The sequence below is a fragment of the Micromonospora sp. DT46 genome (assembly GCF_049841735.1).
GTDB classification, from domain to species: Bacteria; Actinomycetota; Actinomycetes; order Mycobacteriales; family Micromonosporaceae; genus Micromonospora; species Micromonospora reichwaldensis.
In genome coordinates this window covers 90844-111571 of record NZ_JBNCKW010000008.1, presented here as the reverse complement: position 1 = coordinate 111571, position 20728 = coordinate 90844, and the positions used below count along the sequence as shown (strand labels likewise).

At 75.4% G+C, this 20728-nt stretch carries 17 protein-coding genes; 14 read left to right on the top strand and 3 right to left on the bottom strand.

The window, feature by feature from the left end:
* Window positions 1–204 precede the first annotated feature (204 nt).
* From ACLQ20_RS22710 to ACLQ20_RS22700, 3 genes are all read left to right on the top strand, one after another.
* Window positions 205–921 (top strand): MBL fold metallo-hydrolase, encoded by a 717-nt coding sequence (locus ACLQ20_RS22710; RefSeq protein ID WP_425857637.1) that lies wholly within the window; start codon window positions 205–207, stop codon window positions 919–921.
* A gap of 88 nt (window positions 922–1009) precedes the next feature.
* Complete coding sequence (hisS, locus tag ACLQ20_RS22705) at window positions 1010–2338, top strand: histidine--tRNA ligase (RefSeq protein ID WP_358120772.1); 1329 nt, start codon at window positions 1010–1012, stop codon at window positions 2336–2338.
* 69 nt (window positions 2339–2407) lie between these two features.
* Window positions 2408–3340, top strand: a complete 933-nt coding sequence (locus ACLQ20_RS22700) for an acyl-ACP desaturase (protein ID WP_425857635.1) — start codon at window positions 2408–2410, stop codon at window positions 3338–3340.
* A gap of 103 nt (window positions 3341–3443) precedes the next feature.
* Here ACLQ20_RS22700 and ACLQ20_RS22695 read toward each other — a convergent pair whose 3' ends face one another.
* Entirely contained in the window at window positions 3444–3965 is a 522-nt protein-coding gene (locus tag ACLQ20_RS22695) for a PaaI family thioesterase (RefSeq protein WP_327027717.1), read from the bottom strand.
* A gap of 56 nt (window positions 3966–4021) precedes the next feature.
* Here ACLQ20_RS22695 and ACLQ20_RS22690 point away from each other — a divergent pair, with 56 nt between their 5' ends.
* From ACLQ20_RS22690 to ACLQ20_RS22680, 3 genes are all read left to right on the top strand, one after another.
* Window positions 4022–4498 (top strand): winged helix-turn-helix transcriptional regulator, encoded by a 477-nt coding sequence (locus tag ACLQ20_RS22690; RefSeq protein ID WP_151457541.1) that lies wholly within the window; start codon window positions 4022–4024, stop codon window positions 4496–4498.
* Between the two features lie 321 nt (window positions 4499–4819).
* Window positions 4820–5869, top strand: a complete 1050-nt coding sequence (locus ACLQ20_RS22685; protein ID WP_358120776.1) for a S1 family peptidase — start codon at window positions 4820–4822, stop codon at window positions 5867–5869.
* A 103-nt stretch (window positions 5870–5972) separates the two neighbouring features.
* On the top strand, window positions 5973–7580 hold the full coding sequence (locus tag ACLQ20_RS22680) for an MFS transporter (protein WP_425857632.1): 1608 nt from the start codon (window positions 5973–5975) through the stop codon (window positions 7578–7580).
* Between the two features lie 33 nt (window positions 7581–7613).
* Here ACLQ20_RS22680 and ACLQ20_RS22675 read toward each other — a convergent pair whose 3' ends face one another.
* Complete coding sequence (locus ACLQ20_RS22675; RefSeq protein WP_327027720.1) at window positions 7614–8285, bottom strand: hypothetical protein; 672 nt, start codon at window positions 8283–8285, stop codon at window positions 7614–7616.
* A 197-nt stretch (window positions 8286–8482) separates the two neighbouring features.
* Here ACLQ20_RS22675 and ACLQ20_RS22670 point away from each other — a divergent pair, with 197 nt between their 5' ends.
* From ACLQ20_RS22670 to ACLQ20_RS22650, 5 genes are all read left to right on the top strand, one after another.
* Entirely contained in the window at window positions 8483–9253 is a 771-nt protein-coding gene (locus ACLQ20_RS22670; RefSeq protein WP_151456402.1) for a hypothetical protein, read from the top strand.
* A 121-nt stretch (window positions 9254–9374) separates the two neighbouring features.
* Window positions 9375–11180 (top strand): aspartate--tRNA ligase, encoded by a 1806-nt coding sequence (aspS, locus tag ACLQ20_RS22665; RefSeq protein ID WP_358120784.1) that lies wholly within the window; start codon window positions 9375–9377, stop codon window positions 11178–11180.
* Between the two features lie 150 nt (window positions 11181–11330).
* The gene (locus ACLQ20_RS22660; RefSeq protein ID WP_425857631.1) at window positions 11331–12143 is read left to right on the top strand and encodes an SDR family oxidoreductase; all 813 of its coding nucleotides are present in this window, start codon (window positions 11331–11333) and stop codon (window positions 12141–12143) included.
* A 105-nt stretch (window positions 12144–12248) separates the two neighbouring features.
* Window positions 12249–12875, top strand: a complete 627-nt coding sequence (locus ACLQ20_RS22655) for a winged helix-turn-helix domain-containing protein (RefSeq protein WP_151457339.1) — start codon at window positions 12249–12251, stop codon at window positions 12873–12875.
* A complete protein-coding gene (locus ACLQ20_RS22650; RefSeq protein ID WP_425857630.1) occupies window positions 12872–14221 on the top strand; it encodes an MFS transporter in 1350 nt (449 codons plus the stop codon). Before ACLQ20_RS22655 ends, ACLQ20_RS22650 begins: the two co-directional genes overlap by 4 nt.
* Window positions 14222–14333: 112 nt before the next feature.
* Here ACLQ20_RS22650 and ACLQ20_RS22645 read toward each other — a convergent pair whose 3' ends face one another.
* Window positions 14334–15074: a GNAT family N-acetyltransferase gene (locus tag ACLQ20_RS22645; RefSeq protein ID WP_151457337.1), complete on the bottom strand. Its 741-nt coding sequence runs from the start codon at window positions 15072–15074 to the stop codon at window positions 14334–14336.
* 165 nt (window positions 15075–15239) lie between these two features.
* On the opposite strand from ACLQ20_RS22645, the gene ACLQ20_RS22640 reads away from it, so the two are divergent.
* From ACLQ20_RS22640 to ACLQ20_RS22630, 3 genes are all read left to right on the top strand, one after another.
* Complete coding sequence (locus tag ACLQ20_RS22640; protein ID WP_089000992.1) at window positions 15240–15461, top strand: hypothetical protein; 222 nt, start codon at window positions 15240–15242, stop codon at window positions 15459–15461.
* Between the two features lie 76 nt (window positions 15462–15537).
* Window positions 15538–17043 carry a replication-associated recombination protein A gene (locus tag ACLQ20_RS22635; RefSeq protein WP_425857628.1) on the top strand — a complete coding sequence of 502 codons (1506 nt, stop codon included), beginning with the start codon at window positions 15538–15540 and terminating at the stop codon, window positions 17041–17043.
* Between the two features lie 2924 nt (window positions 17044–19967).
* Window positions 19968–20591, top strand: coding sequence for a hypothetical protein (locus ACLQ20_RS22630; protein WP_327031190.1), 624 nt, complete (start codon window positions 19968–19970; stop codon window positions 20589–20591).
* Window positions 20592–20728 lie beyond the last annotated feature (137 nt).

The following is a 20728-nucleotide window of genomic DNA, read 5'->3' as shown; positions in this document are numbered from 1 at the left end:
GTGTACGAGGTCCGGGCCGGGTTTATCGGGACGCGTCACTGCGCCCGGCGGAGCCCACGGGACGCACGCGATCGTCGCCGGACGCGATGCCCGAAACGGGCACGATCGGCGCCACCCGGAACGCCCCGGACGCACGCGCAGAACCTCCTCGCCCCGCCCGATAGGCTGCTGACAGGCAACCCACTCGACGGAAGGGGAGCGGACGTGCTCGTGGCCGGCTTTCCCGCGGACGCCTTCGGCACCAACTGCTACGTGGTCGCCGCCGCGCCGGGGGAGCAGTGCGTGGTGGTCGACCCCGGCATCGGGGTGCTCGACCGGCTCGACGCCCTGCTGGCCGAGCATCGGCTGCACCCGGCCGCCGTCCTGCTCACCCACGGCCACCTCGACCACACGTTCTCGGTGGCGCCGGTCTGCGGCGCGCGCGGCATCACCGCGTACGTGCACCCCGGCGACCGGGAGATGCTCGCCGACCCGGCCAAGGGGCTGTCGGCGGATCTCAGGGCGCTCTTCGGGGGGCGGCTGCCGTACACCGAGCCGGAGGACGTCGCCGAGCTGACCGACGGCGCCACGCTCGCCCTCGCCGGGTTGGAGATCACCGTCGACCACGCCCCGGGCCATACCGGCGGGTCGGTGCTCTTCCGACTGCCGGCCGCCGGCTCGTCGTGGGAGGCGGAGCAGCTCTGCCTCTCGGGCGACGTGCTGTTCGCCGGCTCCATCGGCCGCACCGACCTGCCGGGCGGCAGCATGACGAGGATGGTCACCAGCCTCCGGGGCAAGATCCTCCCGCTGGCCGACGACACCGTCGTGCTGCCCGGCCACGGCCCCGCGACCACCATCGGCCGCGAGCGCGCGACCAACCCGTACCTCGTCGAGGTGGCGGGTGGCGGCGCGCGACCGGCGGCCCCCGCCCGCGGCCTCTGACCGGCCGCACGAGCTTTGTCACGCGGCCGGCGAAGGCCGCACCGAGCCTTTGCCCGCGCCGGCGCGCGGGACTGTGAACGGAGCCATCATGAGCAAGCCCACGCCCATCTCCGGCTTCCCGGAGTGGACGCCCGCGCAGCGGATGATCGAGCAGTACGTCCTCGACAAGATCCGCGACACCTTCGAGCTGTACGGCTTCGCCCCGCTGGAGACCCGCGCGGTGGAGCCGCTGGACCAGCTGTTGCGCAAGGGGGAGACCTCCAAGGAGGTCTACCTGATCCGTCGGCTCCAGGCCGATGCCGACGGCCCGACCGGCGACGACGCGCTCGGCCTGCACTTCGACCTGACCGTGCCGTTCGCCCGCTACGTGCTGGAGAACGCCGGCAAGCTCCAGTTCCCGTTCCGCCGCTACCAGATCCAGAAGGTGTGGCGGGGCGAGCGGCCGCAGGAGGGGCGCTACCGCGAGTTCCTCCAGGCCGACATCGACATCGTCGACCGCGACACCCTCGCCCCGCACCACGAGGCGGAGATGCCGCTGGTGATCGGCGACGCGCTGCGCTCGCTGCCGATCCCGCCGGTGCGCATCCAGGTCAACAACCGCAAGATCTGCGAGGGCTTCTACCGGGGCATCGGGCTGACCGACCCGGAGGCGGCCCTGCGCGCGGTGGACAAGCTCGACAAGATCGGTCCGGCGAGGGTGGCCGAGTTGCTGGCGCAGACGGCCGGGGCGAGCGAGGCGCAGGCCAAGGCGGTCCTGTCGCTGGCGGAGATCTCCGCCCCGGACGCCTCCTTCGCCGACGCCGTCCGCGCGCTGGGCGTCAGCGACCCGATGCTCGACGAGGGGGTCGAGGAGCTGGTCCGGGTGGTGGAGACGGCCGCCGCGCACTCGCCGGGGCTCTGCGTGGCCGACCTGCGCATCGCCCGGGGCCTGGACTACTACACGGGCACGGTCTACGAGACCCAGCTGATCGGCTATGAGCGGTTCGGCTCGATCTGCTCCGGCGGCCGGTACGACAACCTGGCCAGCGCCGGCGCCACCCGCTTCCCGGGCGTCGGCATCTCGATCGGGGTGACCCGGCTGCTGGGGCTGCTCTTCGGCGCCGGCGCGCTGTCGGTGTCGCGGGACGTGCCGACCTGCGTCCTGGTCGCGGTGACCAGCGAGGAGCAGCGCGCCGCCAGCAACCGGGTGGCCGAGGCGCTGCGCTCGCGGGGCGTGCCGACCGAGGTGTCGCCGAGCGCGGCGAAGTTCGGCAAGCAGATCCGCTACGCCGAGCGGCGGGGCATCCCGTACGTCTGGTTCCCCGGGGTGGACGGCGCGGCCGACGAGGTGAAGGACATCCGTTCCGGCGAGCAGACCGCCGCCGCGGCGGGGGAGTGGACGCCGCCCCGGGCGGACCTCAGGCCGCTGGTCAGCTGAGACATTACTGGCGCGTACGCGCGATCGGACCTACGGTGGCGTAAGTTACGCCACCGTAGGGAGATCGTCGTGACCGCACTCAGCCAGACCGCCCTGCTCCTCGAACTGGCACCCGTCGTCGAGAAGAACCTCGACCGGCACCTGGCCGTCGCCAAGGAGTGGTTCCCGCACGAGTACGTGCCGTGGAGCGAGGGGCGCACCTTCGACGGGCCGCTGGGCGGCGAGGCGTGGGCGGAGAGCGACTCGACGATCCCCGACGTGGCCCGTACCGCGCTGATCGTCAACCTGCTGACCGAGGACAACCTGCCCTCGTACCACCACGAGATCGCCACCCTGTTCGGCCGCGACGGCGCCTGGGGCACGTGGGTGCACCGGTGGACCGCCGAGGAGGGTCGGCACGGCACCGCCATCCGCGACTACCTCACCGTCACCCGGGCGGTGGACCCGGTGGCGCTGGAGCGGGCCCGCATGACGCACATGTCCGCCGGCTACGCCAACGTCCACGACGACGAGGTGCTGCACTCCCTGGCGTACGTCTCGTTCCAGGAGCTGGCCACCCGGATCTCGCACCGCAACACGGGTCGGGTCACCGGCGACCCGGCCTGCGAGGCGCTGCTGGCCCGGGTCGCTGCCGACGAGAACCTGCACATGGTCTTCTACCGCAACCTGCTGGCCGCCGCCTTCGAGCTGGCGCCGAGCCAGGCGATGCGGGCGGTCGCCGACGTGGTGGCCGACTTCCAGATGCCCGGCAACGGCATCGACGGCTTCGCCCGCAAGTCCGTGGCGATCGCCCTGGCCGGCATCTACGACCTGCGCCAGCACCGCGACGAGGTGGTGGCGCCGGTGCTGCGCCAGTGGGACGTCTTCAACGTGACGGGGCTCGACGCCGACGGCGAGACCGCCCGCGACCAGATCGCGACGCACCTCGACGACCTGGACCGCGCCGCCGCCCGCTTCGAGGAGAAGCGCGACGCCCGGGCCGCCCGCCTGGCCGCCCGCTGACCCGTCCCCGTCCCCGCCGCCCTCGCCTCGTCGATCATGCAGTTGTGGCGGGGGATGGAAGCCGCGAACCGCCAGTGTCCCGGCACCACAACTGCATGATCGACTACTCGGTGGGCGGGGGGTCCAGGGGGAAGAGGAGGCAGGTGGAGGTGGCGTGGGCGATTAGGCGCGACTTCGCGTCGAGCAGCTTCGCCTCCGCCAGGGCCGTGCGGCGACCGCTCTGCAGGACGGTGCCCTCGCAGCGCAGCGTGCCGCTCGCGACGGTGACCGGGCGCAGAAACTTCACGTTCAGGTCCAACGAGGTGTAGCCGACCCCGGCCGGCAGGGTGGTGTGCACCGCGCACGCCGCGGCGGTGTCCAGCAGGGTGGAGATGACCCCGCCGTGCACGGTGCCCAGCGGGTTGTAGTGGAACTCCTGCGGGACGAGTTCGACGGCCACCCACCCCTCGTCGGCCTCCATCCGGGACATGTCGACCAGGTGCATGATGGGCGGCGCCGCCAGCTCGCCGGCGATCATCGCGCGGAGCAGTTCCAGGCCGCCGCGCCGGCCGACGTGCGCGGCGTTGATGCCCGGGTCGGACCACGAGAAGGTACGGCTGCGCGCCGGATCCTGCGTCTGTGTCATGGACCCAGCCTCGCAGCGCGTTGCTGAGTCTGTCAATCAGACCTAGCCTGGAGCGCATGAGACCCGCGGCACTGGACTGGTCGGTGGAGAACTGCACCATCGCCCGCGCGATGGAGATCCTCGGCGAGCGGTGGACCCTCGTGGTCCTGCGCGAGGTCTTCAACGGCGTCCGCCGCTTCGACGACATGCGGGTGCGCACCGGCGTGCCCCGGCAGGTGCTGGCCAGCCGGCTGGCGATGCTGGTGGAGCGCGGCGTCCTGCGGCGCGAGCCCTACCGGGAGCCCGGCAGTCGGGAGCGCCACGAGTACCGGCTGACCGGGATGGGGCTCGACCTGTGGCCGGTGCTGGTCGCCGTCCTCGGCTGGGGGGACCGCTACCTGGCCGACCCGGAGGGCTCGCCGCTGACGGTCGCGCACCGCGACTGCGGCGCGGAGGTCCGCGTCGAGCTGCGCTGCGAGCGCGGGCACGAGGTCGACCGGCCGCGCGACGTGGTGCCGCGGCCGGGGCCCGGAGCGCGCCGCCGCGCCGGCTGACCGTCCGTCGGTGGGCGGATCGGCCAGGGCCGCGACGGGTGCCGTCGGCGCCGATCAGCATGGTGACGTCATGGGGGCCGCCGGGTCGCGCGTACCGGATGGTGGGACGGTAGGCGAAGCGTATAGACGTACGCCTGTGTCCACGATGTTTCGGGCCGATGACCGTGGCAGCTGGGGCGAAAAGGACAAAGCCGGGTCTTGCATACGAACTCAAGTATGTGAATACTTCAGTGTGCTCGGCCGGTACCCCCAGATCGGCAGGGCTGCTCCCGGCTCGTGTCGCCCCGGCGCGGGTCTGTCACCCCTTCTGGAGGTTGTTGCATGCGACCCACGAGGTCCTCGCTCCGTCGTGCCGCCGTCGTCGCCGCGGCCGGCGCCATGGTCGCCGGCTCGCTGATCGGCGCGCCCGCCCAGGCCGCACCCTCGTTCGCTTCGCCCGACGCCGCCGCCGGCCTGGCCGAGCGCCTCGGCGACCGGTCCGCCGGCACGTACGCCGACGCCAACGGCAAGATGGTCGTCACCGTGACCGACGCGCTCGCCGCCCGGCAGGTCAGTGCCGCCGGCGCCACCCCGAAGATCGTCAAGCGCGGCGCCAGCGAGCTGGCCCGGGCCACCTCGGAGCTGGACCGCTCCGCCAAGATCCCCGGCACCGCGTGGTGGACCGACCCGGCCACCAACCAGGTCGTCGTCTCCGTCGACAGCACCGTCACCGGCGCCAAGCTGGAGCGCGTCAAGGCCGCCGCCGAGCGGATGAACGGCGCGATCCGGATCGAGGCCGAGGCCGGCGTGCTCGGCACCCGGATCTCCGGCGGCCAGGCCATCTACGCCGGTGGCGGCGGTCGCTGCTCGCTCGGCTTCAACGTCCGCAGCGGCAGCACCTACTACTTCCTGACCGCCGGGCACTGCACCAACATCTCGGCCAGCTGGTACAGCAACTCCGCCCAGACCAGCCTGCTGGGCAGCCGCACCGGCACCAGCTTCCCCGGCAACGACTACGGCATCGTGCGGCACAACAACTCCGCCAACGCCGCCGGCAACGTCTCCCTCTACAACGGCAGCTTCCGGGACATCACCGCCGCCGGCAACGCCTACGTCGGCCAGTCGGTGCAGCGCTCCGGCAGCACCACCGGCCTGCGCAGCGGCTCGGTCTCCGCGCTCAACGCCACGGTGAACTACGCCGAGGGCTCGGTCTCCGGCCTCATCCGCACCAACGTCTGCGCCGAGCCGGGCGACAGCGGCGGCTCGCTGTTCAGCGGCACCATCGCCCTGGGCCTGACCTCCGGTGGTAGCGGCAACTGCCGCACCGGCGGCACGACCTACTTCCAGCCGGTCGGCGAGGCGCTGAGCCGCTACGGCGTCAGCATCTTCTGATCGATCGCACCGCAACGGGCCGCCGGGTGATCCCGGCGGCCCGTCCGTGTGCCCGGAGCGGTTCGCCGGACTCAAGCGGGCGGGCCGGGGTACGTTCCGGTCGGTGAGCGCCTCCCCGACCCCGCCCGCCGACGCCGTCACGTCCGCCTGGGCCCCGCTGCGGCTCGCCGCGTTCCGCAGCCTCTGGCTGGCGGTCCTGGCCAGCAACGTGGGCACCTGGATGCAGACCGTCGGCGCCCAGTGGCTGCTCGTCGAGGAAGCCAACGCCTCGACCCTGGTGGCGCTGGTGCAGACCGCCAGCATGCTGCCCGTGCTGCTGCTCGCCCTGCCTGCCGGCGCGCTGGCGGACACCCTCGACCGCCGACGGCTGCTGATCGGGGTGCAGTTCTTCCTGGCCACCGTCGGCGTACTGCTGACCGGCCTCACCGCCGCCGACCGGATGCCGCCGGCGCTGCTGCTCACCCTGACGTTCGCCCTCGGCGTCGGGCAGGCGCTGACCCTGCCGGCCTGGCAGGCGGTCATCCCCGAACTGGTGCCCCGCTCCCAGCTCGTCTCGGCCTCGGCGCTCGGGTCGATCAGCGTGAACCTGGCCCGCGCGGTCGGCCCGGCGGTGGCCGGGGTGCTGGTCGCCCGGGCCGGCGTCGCCACCGTCTTCGCCGTCAACGCGGTGTCGTTCACCGTCTTCGCGCTGGCGCTGCTGCGCTGGCGGCCGGAACGGGCCGGCGCCGACGACCTGCCGGAGCGGTTCACCGCCGCGTTGCGCGCCGGCGGCCGGTACGTGCGGCACTCGCCGGTGGTCCGCCGGATCCTGCTGCGCGCCGCACTGTTCGTGGTGCCGGGCAGCGCACTGTGGGCCCTGCTGCCCCTGGTCGCCAGCCGCCGCCTGCACCTGGGCGCGGGCGGGTACGGCGTGCTGCTCGCCGCGCTCGGCGTCGGTGCGGTGGCCGGCGCCCTCGTACTGCCCCGGATCCGGTTGGCGCTCACCACCAACCGGCTCCTGCTGCTGGCCGGCCTGGTCTACGCCGCCGTCCTGGCGGTGCTCGCCCTGGCGCCGGGCCCGGTGCCGGTCGCCCTGGCCCTGGTGCCCGCCGGCATGGCCTGGATGACGGTGCTGTCCAGCGTCAACGCCGCCATGCAGCTCTTCCTGCCCGGCTGGGTACGCGCCCGCGGCCTCTCCGTCTACCAGATGGTCTTCGCCGGCGGGCAGGCGCTCGGCGCGGTCGCCTGGGGTGCCCTCGGCGAGCTGACCAGCCTCGTGGTGGCGCTCGCCGCGGCGGCCGGGACGATGGCGGTCGGCGCGGTGACCGTACCGCTCTGGCCGCTGCGCGAGACCCGTGGCCTCGACCGGGACCCGGCCGTCTGGTGGCCGGAGCCGCACCTGACGCTGCCCGCGGACCCACGCGGCGGGCCGGTGCTGGTGACCGTCTCCTACACGGTGCCGCCGGAGCGGCAGGCGGAGTTCGTCGCGGCGATGCGCCTGGTGGGCAGGTCCCGACGGCGTACGGGGGCGATGCGCTGGGGCCTGTTCCGCCCGGGCGAACGCAAGGACGGCTTCGTCGAGGTCTACCAGGTGCCGTCATGGGAGGAGCACCTGCGCCAGCACGGGGGCCGGCTCACCGGCGCCGACCGGGGGATCGAGGAACGGGCCCGGGCGCTCACCGTCGGGAAGATCGTGGTGAACCACCTCCTGCCGGCCGACGCGGGTGACTGACCTCGTCGTGGGTCCTTCCGCCCGGCACTCCTGTCAGCGGGTGAACCCGGCGTCGGTGAGGACGGCGAGGCCCTCGCCGAGGTCGCACTCCACGGTCAGTGTCAGCAGGTCGGCCCCCTCCACGGAGAAGGTCAGCGACTCCGCCGGTCGGGACATGGTGGTCGTGCGGCCCGGTCGGGGCTGCCGGGTCAGGGTGTCGTCGGGCTGCTTGATGGTCACGACGGCGCTGATCCGCACGGGGGACTCCGGATCCTGGCCCGGCGGGTACCAGGCCCGGAAGGTGGCCGAGAAGTCGAGGTAGCGGCGCTTCAGCGGGTAGCTGACCGAGCGGGCGCGGTCCGCGCCGTCGTTGCTCGGGCAGGAGAGCACGACCGGCTGCGGCAGGTCGGCCCGGCCGGCGAGCGCGCGCGGCAGCGGTCGCAGGTAGCCGGCGCCGGTCTCGGGCGTCAGCGCGTCGAGGTACGTCCGGTCGGGGGCGACGCTGCCGGGGGTGGCCGGGGTGCTGGCCGGCGCGGTGGCGCTCGCGGTCACCCGGGACGGGGTCGGCGGCGGGGTGGGCCGCGGGTCCTGACTCTGCCGGGGCCACTGCCAGGCGAGTACGGCGACGAGCAGGCTGGCCAGGCCGATCGCCGCACCGGTCTTCTCGCCGGGCGTCAGACCGCGTCGGCGGCGGGGGGAGTCCGTGCCGGTCGACGGCTCGGTCATGGGGGCTCACCTGCACAAGATCGATGGGGGCGGTTCATTATCCCGGCTCGGCGGTGACGCCGCGTCCCCAACGGGTGACGGGTTGCTGACAGCGATCTTGCTCGATTTCTGGGATAAATGCGCCCCGTGCCCGGCGGTTGCCCCGGCAACAGGCATGGGCGGCGGCTGTACGGCCACCCGACGTGAGGAGCCACGAGATGACCTCGGACCAGCAGGGCGCCCCGCTGCCGCCGCCTCCCGGCCCGGGCGGCTCGGCCGCGCCGAAGCCGCGCGGTGGCAGCCGCTGGCCCCAGGTTGCCGTCGGGGCCGCCGCACTGGCCGTCCTGCTCGGCCTGCTCGCCACGGTGCTGTCGCTGCGGGCGCTCGACCAGGCCAACGACGCCCGGGACATCGCCCGGGCGGCCGGCGCGGGCCGGGTGGACGAGCGGCCGGGCTCCGGCGAGCCGGCGGGAACGTCGACCGCGCCGGCGCCGGCGACGACCGGGGCGGAACCGCCGCCACCGGAGCCGAGCCTCAGCGGGAGCGCCGAACCCACCCTCGACCCGCGGGCCCCGGTCAAGGAGAAGTACGTCGACGAGCGCCTCACGCTGCGGGCCAGTTGCGGCAGCGACCTGGATATCGACCTGGACAAGCCCGAGGTGCGGGTCAGCAACGGCGAGGAGCTCCGGTTCACCGCCCGCTGCGGCGGCGACTCGTCGTACTTCAACCTGGCCAGCAGGGCGAGGGGCGCCCAGGTCGACGCCGCGACGCTCAGCGCCGCCGACTGCGACGACCGGATCGCGAAGGGTGCCATCGGCACGGACATCAACGTTCCCGCCCGCAAGGGCGTGGTGTTGTGCGTCCGGACCTCCCTGAGCGACGCCCGGGAGCGCGGCGACACCTGGAAGATGGCGCTGGTGCAGGTCACCGACGTCAACGACGACGGGACGGTGGTGCTGACCGCGCACGCCTGGGACATCGGGCTGTAGCGGGGGACGGATCTGCGTCGCCGGCCGAACCCCGCCTCCCCCTCACCCCGCAACGGGGGGCGGGGGAGGGCTGACAGAATGCCAGGGGTAACGCTGTACCGCAGATGAGGAGACGCGAGTCGTGATCCGTACCCATGACGCCGGCAGCCTGCGCGCGACGGACGCCGGCACCACGGTGACGCTCGCCGGGTGGGTGGCCCGCCGGCGCGACCACGGCGGCGTGATCTTCGTCGACCTGCGCGACGGGTCCGGCGTGGTCCAGGTGGTGTTCCGCGAGGAGGACGCGCACGCGCTGCGCAACGAGTTCTGCGTCCGCGTGACCGGCGAGGTGACCCGCCGCCCCGAGGGCAACGAGAACCCGGAGCTGCCGACCGGCGAGATCGAGGTGACCGCCGCCGAGCTGGAGGTGCTCTCCGAGGCGGCGCCGCTGCCCCTGCCCGTCGACGACCAGGTCGAGGCCGGCGACGACATCCGGCTGCGCTACCGCTACCTCGACCTGCGCCGCAGCGGCCCGGCGAAGGCGATGCGGCTGCGCTCGCGCGCCAACCAGCTCGCCCGCACGGTGCTGCACGAGCGGGACTTCCTGGAGATCGAGACGCCGACGCTGACCCGGTCCACCCCGGAGGGCGCCCGCGACTTCCTGGTGCCGGTGCGCCTTCAGCCCGGCAGCTGGTACGCGCTGCCGCAGTCGCCGCAGCTGTTCAAGCAGCTGCTGATGGTCGGCGGCATGGAGCGGTACTACCAGATCGCCCGCTGCTACCGCGACGAGGACTTCCGCGCCGACCGGCAGCCGGAGTTCACCCAGCTCGACATCGAGATGTCCTTCGTCACCGAGGACGACGTCATCGACCTCGGCGAGGCGATCGTCTCGGCGCTCTGGAAGGACCTGGCCGGCCACGAGATCTCCCGGCCGATCCCGCGCATCACCTGGCACGACGCGATGGCCCGCTACGGTTCCGACAAGCCCGACCTGCGCTACGGCGTCGAGCTGACCGAGCTGACCGACTACCTGCGCGGCACCGAGTTCCGGGTCTTCGCCGGCGCGATCGACGCGGGCGGCTACGTCGGCGCGGTCGTCATGCCCGGCGGCGCGTCGCAGAGCCGCAAGGAACTCGACGGCTGGCAGGACTGGGCCAAGGCGCGCGGCGCGCGCGGCCTCGCGTACGTGGTGCTCGACGCCGAGACCGGCGAGGCGCGCGGGCCGGTGGCGAAGAACCTCTCCGCCGAGCACCTGGGCGGGCTCGCCGACGCGGTCGGCGCGAAGCCGGGCGACGCGGTCTTCTTCGCCGCCAGCACGAACACCCGCGAGGCGCAGGAGCTGCTCGGCGCGGCCCGGATCGAGATCGCCAAGCGGGCCGGCCTGGTCGACGAGAGCGCCTGGGCGTTCTGCTGGGTGGTCGACGCGCCCATGTTCGAGCGCACGGACGAGGGCGGCTGGACGGCCGTGCACCACCCGTTCACCTCGCCGAACGCCGAGTGGGTCGACCGGTTCGAGGAGGCGCCGGACCGGGCGCTGGCGTACGCGTACGACATCGTCTGCAACGGCAACGAGATCGGTGGCGGCTCGATCCGTATCCACCGGGGTGACGTGCAGAAGCGGGTCTTCGAGCTGCTCGGCATCACCCCCGAGGAGGCGCAGGACAAGTTCGGCTTCCTGCTGGAGGCGTTCAAGTACGGCGCTCCGCCGCACGGCGGCATCGCCTTCGGCTGGGACCGGGTCTGCATGCTGCTCGCCGGGGCGGACTCGATCCGCGAGGTCATCGCCTTCCCGAAGACCCGGGGCGGCTTCGACCCGCTGACCGGCGCGCCCACGCCGATCACCGGCCAGCAGCGCACCGAGGCCGGCATCGACGCCAAGCCGAAGCCGCAGGCCGCCCCGCACACCGGCACGGCCGGCCCGGCCGCCCCGGTAGCCGACCCCACCTGACCCCGCCCACCTTCCCTCCGAGGGCGAGCCGGGGCCTCCGCCCCGGCTCGCCCTCGTGTGTCGATCAAGAGGTTTGCGTCATGATCTGCTCGAGGAGATGACGCAAACCTCTTGATCGTCCGGGGGAGGGAAGAAGGAGGGGGGCGGGACATGAGGCTGCTCGTGGTGGGGGGCAGTGGGTTTCTGGGCGCCCAGGTGTGCCGGCAGGCGGTGGGTGCCGGCTGGTCGGTGGTGGGGACGTACCACTCGGGTCGGGTCGAGGTGCCGGGCGTCGAGACGCGCCGGCTCGACGTGACGGACCGGGCCGCCGTGCGCGAGCTGGTCGCCCGGGTCCGCCCCGAAGCCGTGGTCGGCACCCCCTACCGGTACGGCGACTGGGCGGTGACCGCCGACGGGGCCGCCCACGTCGCGTACGCCGCCGCCGAGGCGGGGGCGCGGCTCGTGCACGTGTCCAGCGACGCCGTGCACGCCGGCCGCCCGGAGCCGTACGCCGACGACGAGCCGCCCAGCCCGATCTTCCCGTACGGGGCGGCCAAGGCCGCGGCCGAGACTGCCGTCCGCGTCCTCGACCCGGGCGCGGCGCTGGTGCGTACCTCGCTGATCGTCGGGGAGGGGAGCAAGCAGATCCAGCTCTGCCACGACGCGCTCGCCGGCCGGGCGAGCCTGTTCACCGACGAACTGCGCTGTCCGGTCGACGTCACCGACCTGGCCGCCGCCGTGCTGGAGCTTCTCCGTACCGACTGTGCCGGCCCGCTCAACGTGGCCGGTCCGGACGCGGTCAGCCGCGCGGAACTGGGCCTGCTGGTCGCCGCGCACTCCGGCATCGACCCGGCCGGCATGAAGACCACCACCGGCGCCGCTGCCGGCGTGCTCCGTCCCGCGGAGGTGCGCCTCGACTCCACCCGCGCCGCCGGGCTGCTCCGCACCCGCCTGCGCGGGGTGCGCGAACTACTCACCCGCTGACCCGCCCGGGAGCCCTGCCCGTGCCGGGTGCGGTCGCCGTCGTCGACGCACACTTTCTGTGCACAACTCTTGTGCACAGAAAGTGTGCACAGATATTGTGCAGGAATGGAGAATCCTTCGGCCGCCCGTGAACCGGCTCGCGAGGTCCGGATCGACCACCGGCAGGTGCGGGTGCTGGCACACCCGCTGCGGATGCGGCTGCTCGGCGCGCTACGGATCAAGGGCCCGTCGACCGCCACCCGCCTCGCCGAGTTGCTCGGCACCAACACCGGGGCCACCAGCTACCACCTGCGTCAGCTCGCCGAGGTCGGCCTCGTCGTGGAGGACCCGGACCTCGGCACCGGGCGGCAGCGGTTCTGGCGTGCCGCGCACGACGTCACCAACTGGGAGCCCAGCGACTTCGACGACGACCCGGACGCCCGGGCGGCCATCGAGTGGATCGAAGGCGACCAGGTCCGTTACTTCGTCCAGCACGCCGAGCACTGGTTCGCCGTCCGCCACGGGTACTCGCCGGCCTGGCGTGACGCCCTCGGCATGGGCGACGTCTTCATGACCGTCCCTCCGGACCGGCTCGCGGCGCTCACGGCCGAGCTGTGGCGGGTCCTGGAGCGGTTCCACAGCGAGGCGGACCCGGCCGAGCCGGGTGCGGAGCAGGTGCAGATCTACCTCGCCGCCTTCCCGATGCTGGCGGACATGCGGCTCGCAGACCCGTTGTCCGAGGAGGACCGATGAGCACCCTCTCCGTACGCCAGATCCGGCGTCGCTACCTCGCGCTCTACGGCCTGCGCTGGCTCCCCTCCGGCCTGCTCATCCCCGTGATGATCCTGCTGATGCAGGAACGCGGCCTTTCGCTCTCCCAGATCGGCCTGGTCGCCACCGCGCAGGGTCTGATCGTCCTCGCGCTGGAACTGCCCACCGGCGGGTTCGCCGACGCGCTCGGCCGCAAGCCCGTGCTGGTCACCGCCTGGGTGACCTGCGTGATCTCGCTCGCCGTCTTCGCGGTGGCCGACTCGTTCTGGCTCTTCTTCCTCTCCTGGGCCCTGCAGGGCGTCTACCGGGCGCTGGACAGCGGCCCGCTGGAGTCCTGGTACGTCGACGCCACCCTCGCCGCCGACCCGGATGCCGAGTACGAGCCCGGTCTCGGCCACGCCGGCACCGTGATCGGCATCGCCATCGGTGCCGGCGCGCTGCTGAGCGGCGGCCTGGTCGCACTCGGCCCGATCGGGCCGGTGAGCGCGCTGACCCTGCCGGTGCTCGCTGCCATCGCCCTTCAGACGGTGGCGCTGGTCGCGCTGCTGATCCTGCTGGTGGAGACCCGCTCGGCCAAGGGCGCCGGCGCGCTGCGCGCCTCGATCACCGAGGCGCCCCGGATGGTGGGGCAGGCGTTCGGGCTGCTGCGCCGCTCCCGGGTGCTGCTGGCCCTGGTGGCCGTGGAGCTGTTCTGGGGCTTCGGCATGGTCACCTTCGAGTCGCTGCTGCCGGTCCGCCTCGCGGAGGTCGTCGGCGATGCCGACCGGGCGGCGGCGCTGCTCGGCCCGGCCACCTCGGTGGCCTGGCTGGCGAACGCGGCCGGCGCCGCGCTGACCCCGCTGATGCTGCGCCGGCTGGGCGCCGCACCCAGTGCCGCGCTGCTGCGTGTCCTGCAAGGCGTCACGGTCGTCGGGATGGGCCTCTTCGCCGGCCCGGTCGGGGTGCTGATCGCCTTCCTGGCCTGCTACGCCGTGCACGGCGCGTCGAACCCGCTGCACATGGGGCTGCTGCACCGTCAGGTCGACGGTCCCTACCGGACCAGTGTCATCTCGCTGAACTCGATGATGGGCCAGCCGGCCGGAGCGCTCGGCGCCGTCGTCCTGACCGCCTTGGCCGACCGCACCAGCATCAGCCTCGCGATGTTCGTCGGTGCCGTGGTGCTGGCCGTCGCCGCCCCGCTCTACCTGCCCGCCTGGCGGGCCGAGCGGCGGAGGCGGTCTGGCCCGGTCAGGCACGGCGCCGCCGATCCGGTGCGGCCCGCGGATCGCGCCGCTGACATGGCCATGACGAGCGGGAACGCCGACGGCGGTCGGGAAGCGTCCGCCTGACTTCCGCCGGGGCGGCGGGCGGTCGCCCCGGCGGTGCGGGCCGGGACCATGCCGGGGCCGCAACGATGCGCGAGCGACGGTCCCCGCGCCGACCGGGGCCGTGCCGCACGTCTCAGGCCAGGTGCACCGAGCTGCGGGCCAGGGCGCCGGTGAAGCCGAGCCGCCGGTAGAGCCGGATCGCCCCGACGTTGACGCTGTAGACGCCGAGCGCCACGGTGTCGTGGCGGGCGAGCAGGGCCCGGGTCATGGCGGCGGTCAGCGCCGCGCCCAGCCCCCGCCCCCGCCGGTCGGGGGCGACGGCCAGTCCGGCGAGGAAGCCGATGTCGCCCCGGCTGCGGTCGGCGCCGCAGGCGACGATCCGGTCGCCGTCGCGGATGCCGTACCAGTCGACGATCCTCGGGTCGCCCGGTCGCGAGGTGGTGCTCGGGAACGCCTCGTCGATCAGGGCGGTCAGCGCGGGATGGTCGGCCCCGGTGAGCCGGACCACCCGCTCCTCGTCGGGCTGGCGCGGCGGCGCGGCGGCACTCCAGAGGAAGTCCCACTCGTCGTGCCGGGCCACCGCCAGCCGGCCGGGCAGCGCCGCCGGGTCGAGCCGCGGCAGGTGCAGCCACTGGCCCGGCCGGAGCGCGCCCCGCGCGACCTGGTCGGCGAAGACCTCGACCGCCGGCCCGGGGGCGCCGATCGCGCCGCCGCGCGGGCCGTGCTCCGCCGGCAGCAGCCAGCCCACCGCGTCGTCGCGCCGCCAGCCGCGCGGCACCTCGTCGCGGGCGAGCGCGTGCCGGACGTACGGGTGGTGACCGGCGGCCGCCAGGATGGCGTCCCGCCCCTCCATGACCTGGTCGGCGATGATCATGTCAGCAAGCCTAGGACCGTCTCCGGCCTCCTGCCGGCGGACCCCGGTCTCCGGCCGCCGCCGAAGCTGACCGGAGACGGGGCTGCTCCACGGTGGAGATTGGCGAGCGGACCGATTGGGTACATCCCGCGCCGACCCACTGGGAACCCCCACCGGAGGAACGTCATGCTCGCCATTCTCGCGGCGGTCGTTTTCGGCTTCGCCCTGCTCATCGACCTGCTGGACACCAACTTCGGTGCCCCGGACCTGTTCAACTGGAACACCCTCGTACTGATCGGCCTGCTGCTGCTCTCCCTGTACCTGGCCGGCGTCGGCCGGGGCCCGCGCGGCGGTGGCGGCGGCGGTGGCGGCCGCTGGTACCGGGGCCGTCGTCCCGGCCGCGGCTGACCGTAATCGATCATCAAGGGCCCGGCCCGACGGCGCGCTTCCGGCGCCGTCGGCCGGGCCTTGTACTGTTCCCCTGATGGAGTCCGACGCCCTCTTCTCCCTCGGTGAACCCGCCGGAGCGCCCCCCACGCCCGCGGGTTCCGTCGGTGTGGACGGGTTCACCGCGGTGGGGGAGGACTCGCCGCTGCCCGTCCGGATGCGCCCGCGCAGCATCGACGAGCTGGTCGGTCAGGATCACCTGCTCGCGCCCGGCGCCCCGCTGCGCCAGCTCGTCTCGGCCACGGCGCCGATGTCGGTCATCCTCTGGGGCCCGCCCGGCAGCGGCAAGACGACCATCGCGCACCTGGTGGCGCGGGCCACGGACCGCCGGTTCGTCGCCATGTCGGCCCTCACCGCCGGGGTCAAGGACGTGCGCGCGGTGATCGAGACCGCCCGCCGCCAGCGCCGCTCCGGCGGCCCGCAGACGGTGCTCTTCATCGACGAGGTGCACCGGTTCAGCAAGACCCAGCAGGATTCGCTGCTCGCCGCCGTCGAGGACCGCACGGTCACGCTGCTCGCGGCGACCACCGAGAACCCGTACTTCTCGGTCATCTCGCCCCTGCTGTCGCGGTGCGTGCTGCTCACCCTCCAGCCGCTCGACGACGCGGCGGTGCGCGACCTGCTGCGCCGCGCGGTCGCCGACGAGCGCGGCCTCGGCGGCGCGCTCACCCTCGAAACCGAGGCGGAGGACCATCTCGTACGCCTCGCGTCCGGCGACGTACGCAAGGCGCTGACGGCGCTGGAGGCGGCGGCGGGCTCCGCCACGGCCCTCGGCGCCGGGCGGATCGACCTCGCCACCGCCGAGCAGGCGGTCGACGTGGCGGCCGTGCGCTACGACCGGGCCGGCGACGCCCACTACGACGTCACCAGCGCCTTCATCAAGAGCATGCGCGGCTCCGACGTGGACGCCGCGCTGCACTGGCTGGCCCGGATGCTGGTCGCCGGCGAGGACGCCCGGTTCATCGCCCGTCGCCTGGTCATCTTCGCCAGCGAGGACGTCGGCATGGCCGACCCGTCCGCGCTGAGCGTGGCCACCGCCACCGCCCACGCCGTGGAGTACGTCGGGCTGCCCGAGGTGCAGCTCAACCTCGCCCAGGCGGTGATCCACCTGGCCACCGCGCCGAAGTCCAACTCGGCGACCGCCGCGATCGGTGCGGCCATCGCCGACGTGCGGGCCGGCCGGGGCGGGCCGGTGCCGCGCGGGCTGCGCGACGCGCACTACTCGGGCGCCAAGGGGCTGGGCCACGGGACCGGCTACCGCTACCCGCACGACGACCAGCGCGGCGTGGTCACCCAGCAGTACGCCCCCGACGACCTCGCCGGCACCGACTACTACCGGCCCAGCCAGCACGGCGCCGAGCGCTCGGTCGCCACCCGGCTGCCGCTGCTGCGCCGTATCGTCCGGGGGCTGCCCGCGCCGGCCGCGCCCTCGGCAGCGGGGGTCGGGAGCGGTTCGGCGGACAACGGCCGCCAGCAGACGGACACGGGCGGCGCCGACGCGGCGCGAGAGGGCGGCAGTGACACCGCCGGGGAGGGTCAGTAGTGAAATCGCGTGGTTCGGAGCGACCGGAGGACGGCCCCGAAGAGCGGCGCGACTCCCGCGCCAAGGGGCGCCGCTGGGGGCGGGGCAAGGCCGAGGCCGAGCCCGAGGAGCCGATCAGCGGCGAGGAGTTCGGCTGGATCGACGACCTGCGCTCGGCCAAGCAGCAGCGCACCGAGCTGGGGCCGGGCGGGCTGGAACCCGCCTCGCCTCCCGGTCCCCGTCCGGGTGACCCGACGGCTCCCGGCCCCGCCGGGCTGCCGCCCCACCGTGGCCCCGGTCCGGCCGCCGCACCCCCGGTGCGCCGCGCCGAGGCCGAGCCGCCGCGCTCCCGCCCGGTGGACGGACCCTGGCCCGGTGCGCCGGAACCACCCCGGCCGGCCGGCCCCGCCGCCCCCGAGGCCGTCCCCCCGCACCAGCCCGTCCGCCGGCCCCCGGCGGCCGGTCGTCCGCAACCGGGCCCGGACGGCCCGGACCGGCGGCCACGCCCCGTTCCGGGCACCCCGACGGGTCCGCAGGCGATTCCGCCGGCGGGCGCACCGGCCGGCACCGCGACGGGCCCGCAGGCGACCCCGCCGGCCGGCCCCCAGCGGGGTTCCGCACCGCATCCGCAGGGCGGCTTCCCGTCGGCTCCGCAGGCCGAGCCGCGGACCGGGCCGCAGCCCGGTCCGGTCGCCGGCCCGCAGGTCGGGCCGCCCCCCGGCGCTCACGCCGGCACGCCGACCGGACCGCGTCCCGGTGCGCCGGTGCCCCCACACCCGGACACGCCGCACCCGGCCGGTCGGCGCCCCGACGGCCGCGCGGCGGTGCCGGGCGGTACGCCGCCACCGGCCGCCCCCGGGCGGCCCGGCGGTGCCGTGGGCGCCGCCCGGGTCGGCGTCCCGGCCCCCGGCACCCCCCAGCCGCCCGCCGGTCCGCCGACCGGCGAGCTGCGCGGCACCCCCGCCGACGGACGTGACCCCCGGTCCGGCCGGATGCGGCGGGGCCCGGTCGACGCCGGCGTTCCCGTCCCGACGGACGGCACCGGATCCGTGCCGACGGCCGCCCCGCCAATGCCCGACGGCGACGGCACCGACCGGGGCCGACACCCAGGTGCGCCGGCCGGCCGACGCCGCGCCGCCGAGGAGGACGCGCCGCCGGCACCCCGCCCGGGCAGTGCCCCGCCGGTACCGCGCTCCGGCAATGCCCCGCCGGTGCCCGGCTCCGGCGACGCCCCGCCGGTACCGCGCTCCGGCAACGCCCCGCCCGTGCCCGGTGCGCCCGCCGCGCCTCCCGGCGTCGGGGTGCAGCCGCCGCACGGTTCCGCCCCGCGCGGCCGACGCGCCGTACCCGACGACGTCGAGGTCGCGGGTCGGGGCCGGCGTGCGGCCGGCGACGACGAGACCTCCGGCCGGGCCGGACGCGCCACGGGCGGTCAGCCCCCCGCGCGCCGTGCGGACGCCGGGGTGGTCCCGCCCCCGGGCGGCCCCGCGGCCCCGGACGAGGCGGAGAACCCGCCGCGCCCGGCCGACGGGGAAGCGGGGCGGCGCCGGCCCGGTGATTCCCGGGCCGGCCGACCGGAGCGCCCCGCCGACTGGCTGCGGCAGGCCGGCCGGGCACACCACACCGACCCCGCCCTGCCGACGGTCAAGCGGTCGGTGCCGCCCGCTGCGGGCGGGCCCTCGCCGGTGCCGCCCGGGCCGGAGCCGCGCGGCGCCGAGACCGGCAACGTCCCGGCAGGCCGGGCGCGGCCCGGCGCGCAGCCGCCGCGACCCACCGACGCCACCGAGCCCGGACGGCCGAGGGGCCGGGCCCGACCCGCCGCCGAGCCGCCCCGGCCCGCCGACACCCCACACCCCGGGCCGCCGGCCCGGGGCGCCGCCCGCCCCACGCCGGCCGGTGCACCGCCGCCGCCCGGCGCCCCGACCCCGGCCGGCCGGACCCACTCCGACCTGCCCCCGGCCGGACCCGCGCGGGGTGCCGCGCGTCCCGATCCTGGCCTGGTGGGTCAGGCGGGGGGTGCCGCGCGTCCCGATCCTGGCCTGGCGGGTCCCGCGCGGGGTGCCGCGCGTCCCGACGCCGGCGTGGCGGGTCCCGCGCGTCCCGACCCTGGCCTGGCAGGTCCCGCGCGAGGTGCCGCGCGTCCCGATCCTGGCCTGGCGGGTCCTGCCCTGGGCGCCGCGCGTCCCGATCCTGGCCTGGCGGGTCCTGCCCTGGGCGCCGCGCGTCCCGATCCTGGCTTGGCGGGTCCGGCGCGGGGCGCCGCGCGTCCCGACCCTGGCCTGGCGGGTCCCGTCCGGGGCGCCGCGCGTCCCGACGCCGGCCCGGCGGGTGCCGCGCGGCCCGTCGCACCGCCCTCCGGGGCCGCCGGCGCGGCGTCCGTCGCCGGGCCGTCCCCGGCCGCCGCGAATCTGAGCGCGCCGCCCGGCCCGCGCCGGCCCGGGCCCGGCCCGTCGGGTCCCGCCGGTCCGGGGACACACCCGGCCGTACCGGGGGGAGCCGAACAGACCTCCTCCGGCCCGGCCGCCACTGCGCCGGGCCCGGTCCGGCCCGGCGCGGGTTCCGGTGCCGCCCGGCCGCCGGCCGTCGGGCGGGACCGGCCCGAGCCGACGTCCGGCGCGGGCCCCCGACCCGGCCCCGGCGCTCCGTCCGGCGTCGCCCGGGCGGCCGCCCCGGCGCCCCGCCCCGGGCCCGAGGACCGCGCCGCCGGTCGGGCGATCCCGCCGCACCGCGAGCCGGGGCGGCCCGAGCCGTCCGGAGTTGCGCCGGTGCCACCGCCGGGGGCCGCGGGCGAGCCGGTGGTGGCGCGGGCCGCCGCGGCTGTCGTACCACCCGTCGAGCCGGCGGACGGACCGGCGCTGCGCCGACCCGCGGAGCCGGAGTCGCCGGACGACGACGCGGCCGGCCCCGGCGGGCTGCGCGGCGCGCGGTCCGAGCTGCGCCGCCGGATGCGTGAGCGGCGGCGGCTGCGGATGGGTATCCTCGCCCTGGTCAGCGTGGTGCTGCTCGGCGCGGTCCCGCTCTACTTCGGCATCCGTACGCTCAGCCGCGATCCGGTCTTCGACACCCTCGACGAGCTGGACGTGCCGGGCTGGGCGGCGGCGCAGACCGTCGACGACGTCAGCGGCAGCCGATGGTGCCTGCTCGACTGCCGGCTCCGCGAACGCACGGCCACCTCCGAGCGGCCGCCGGCGGAGACGGCACAGGTCTACGAGCGGGCGCTGACCGACGACGGCTGGCAGCCGTGGAAGGTGAGCCGCTGCCCCGAGCAACCCGCGAAGGGGAGCTACACGTGCTGGCGCCGGGACGAGTTGACCCTCGACCTGTGGGTACGCGAGCCCGCCTGCGTGCCGCCGCCGGTGGACGGGGAACCGGCGGTCGTGCCGTCGCCCGAACCGGCGACCGCTGCGGAGCAGTGCTCCGGCTCGTTGGTGTCGGTGAAGGTCCGCAACGCGATCGACGACGAGCGGACCCGGCCCCAGCCCACCACCGACCCGTCACTCACCGGGGAGGATCCCTTCCCGACGGTCAGCGAGGATCCGCTCGCGACGCCGACACCCTCACCGTCCTGAGCCGGTTTCCATCACGGACGGTAGGGTCTGGGGCTGGCGGACCGCCAGCCCCCGCCGGCCCCTCGCGGGTGCCGGACGGCGGTGTGGGCAGGACGGTCGCGCGTTCCGGGGGCGTCGGGCTCCCGGAACTCTGCTTG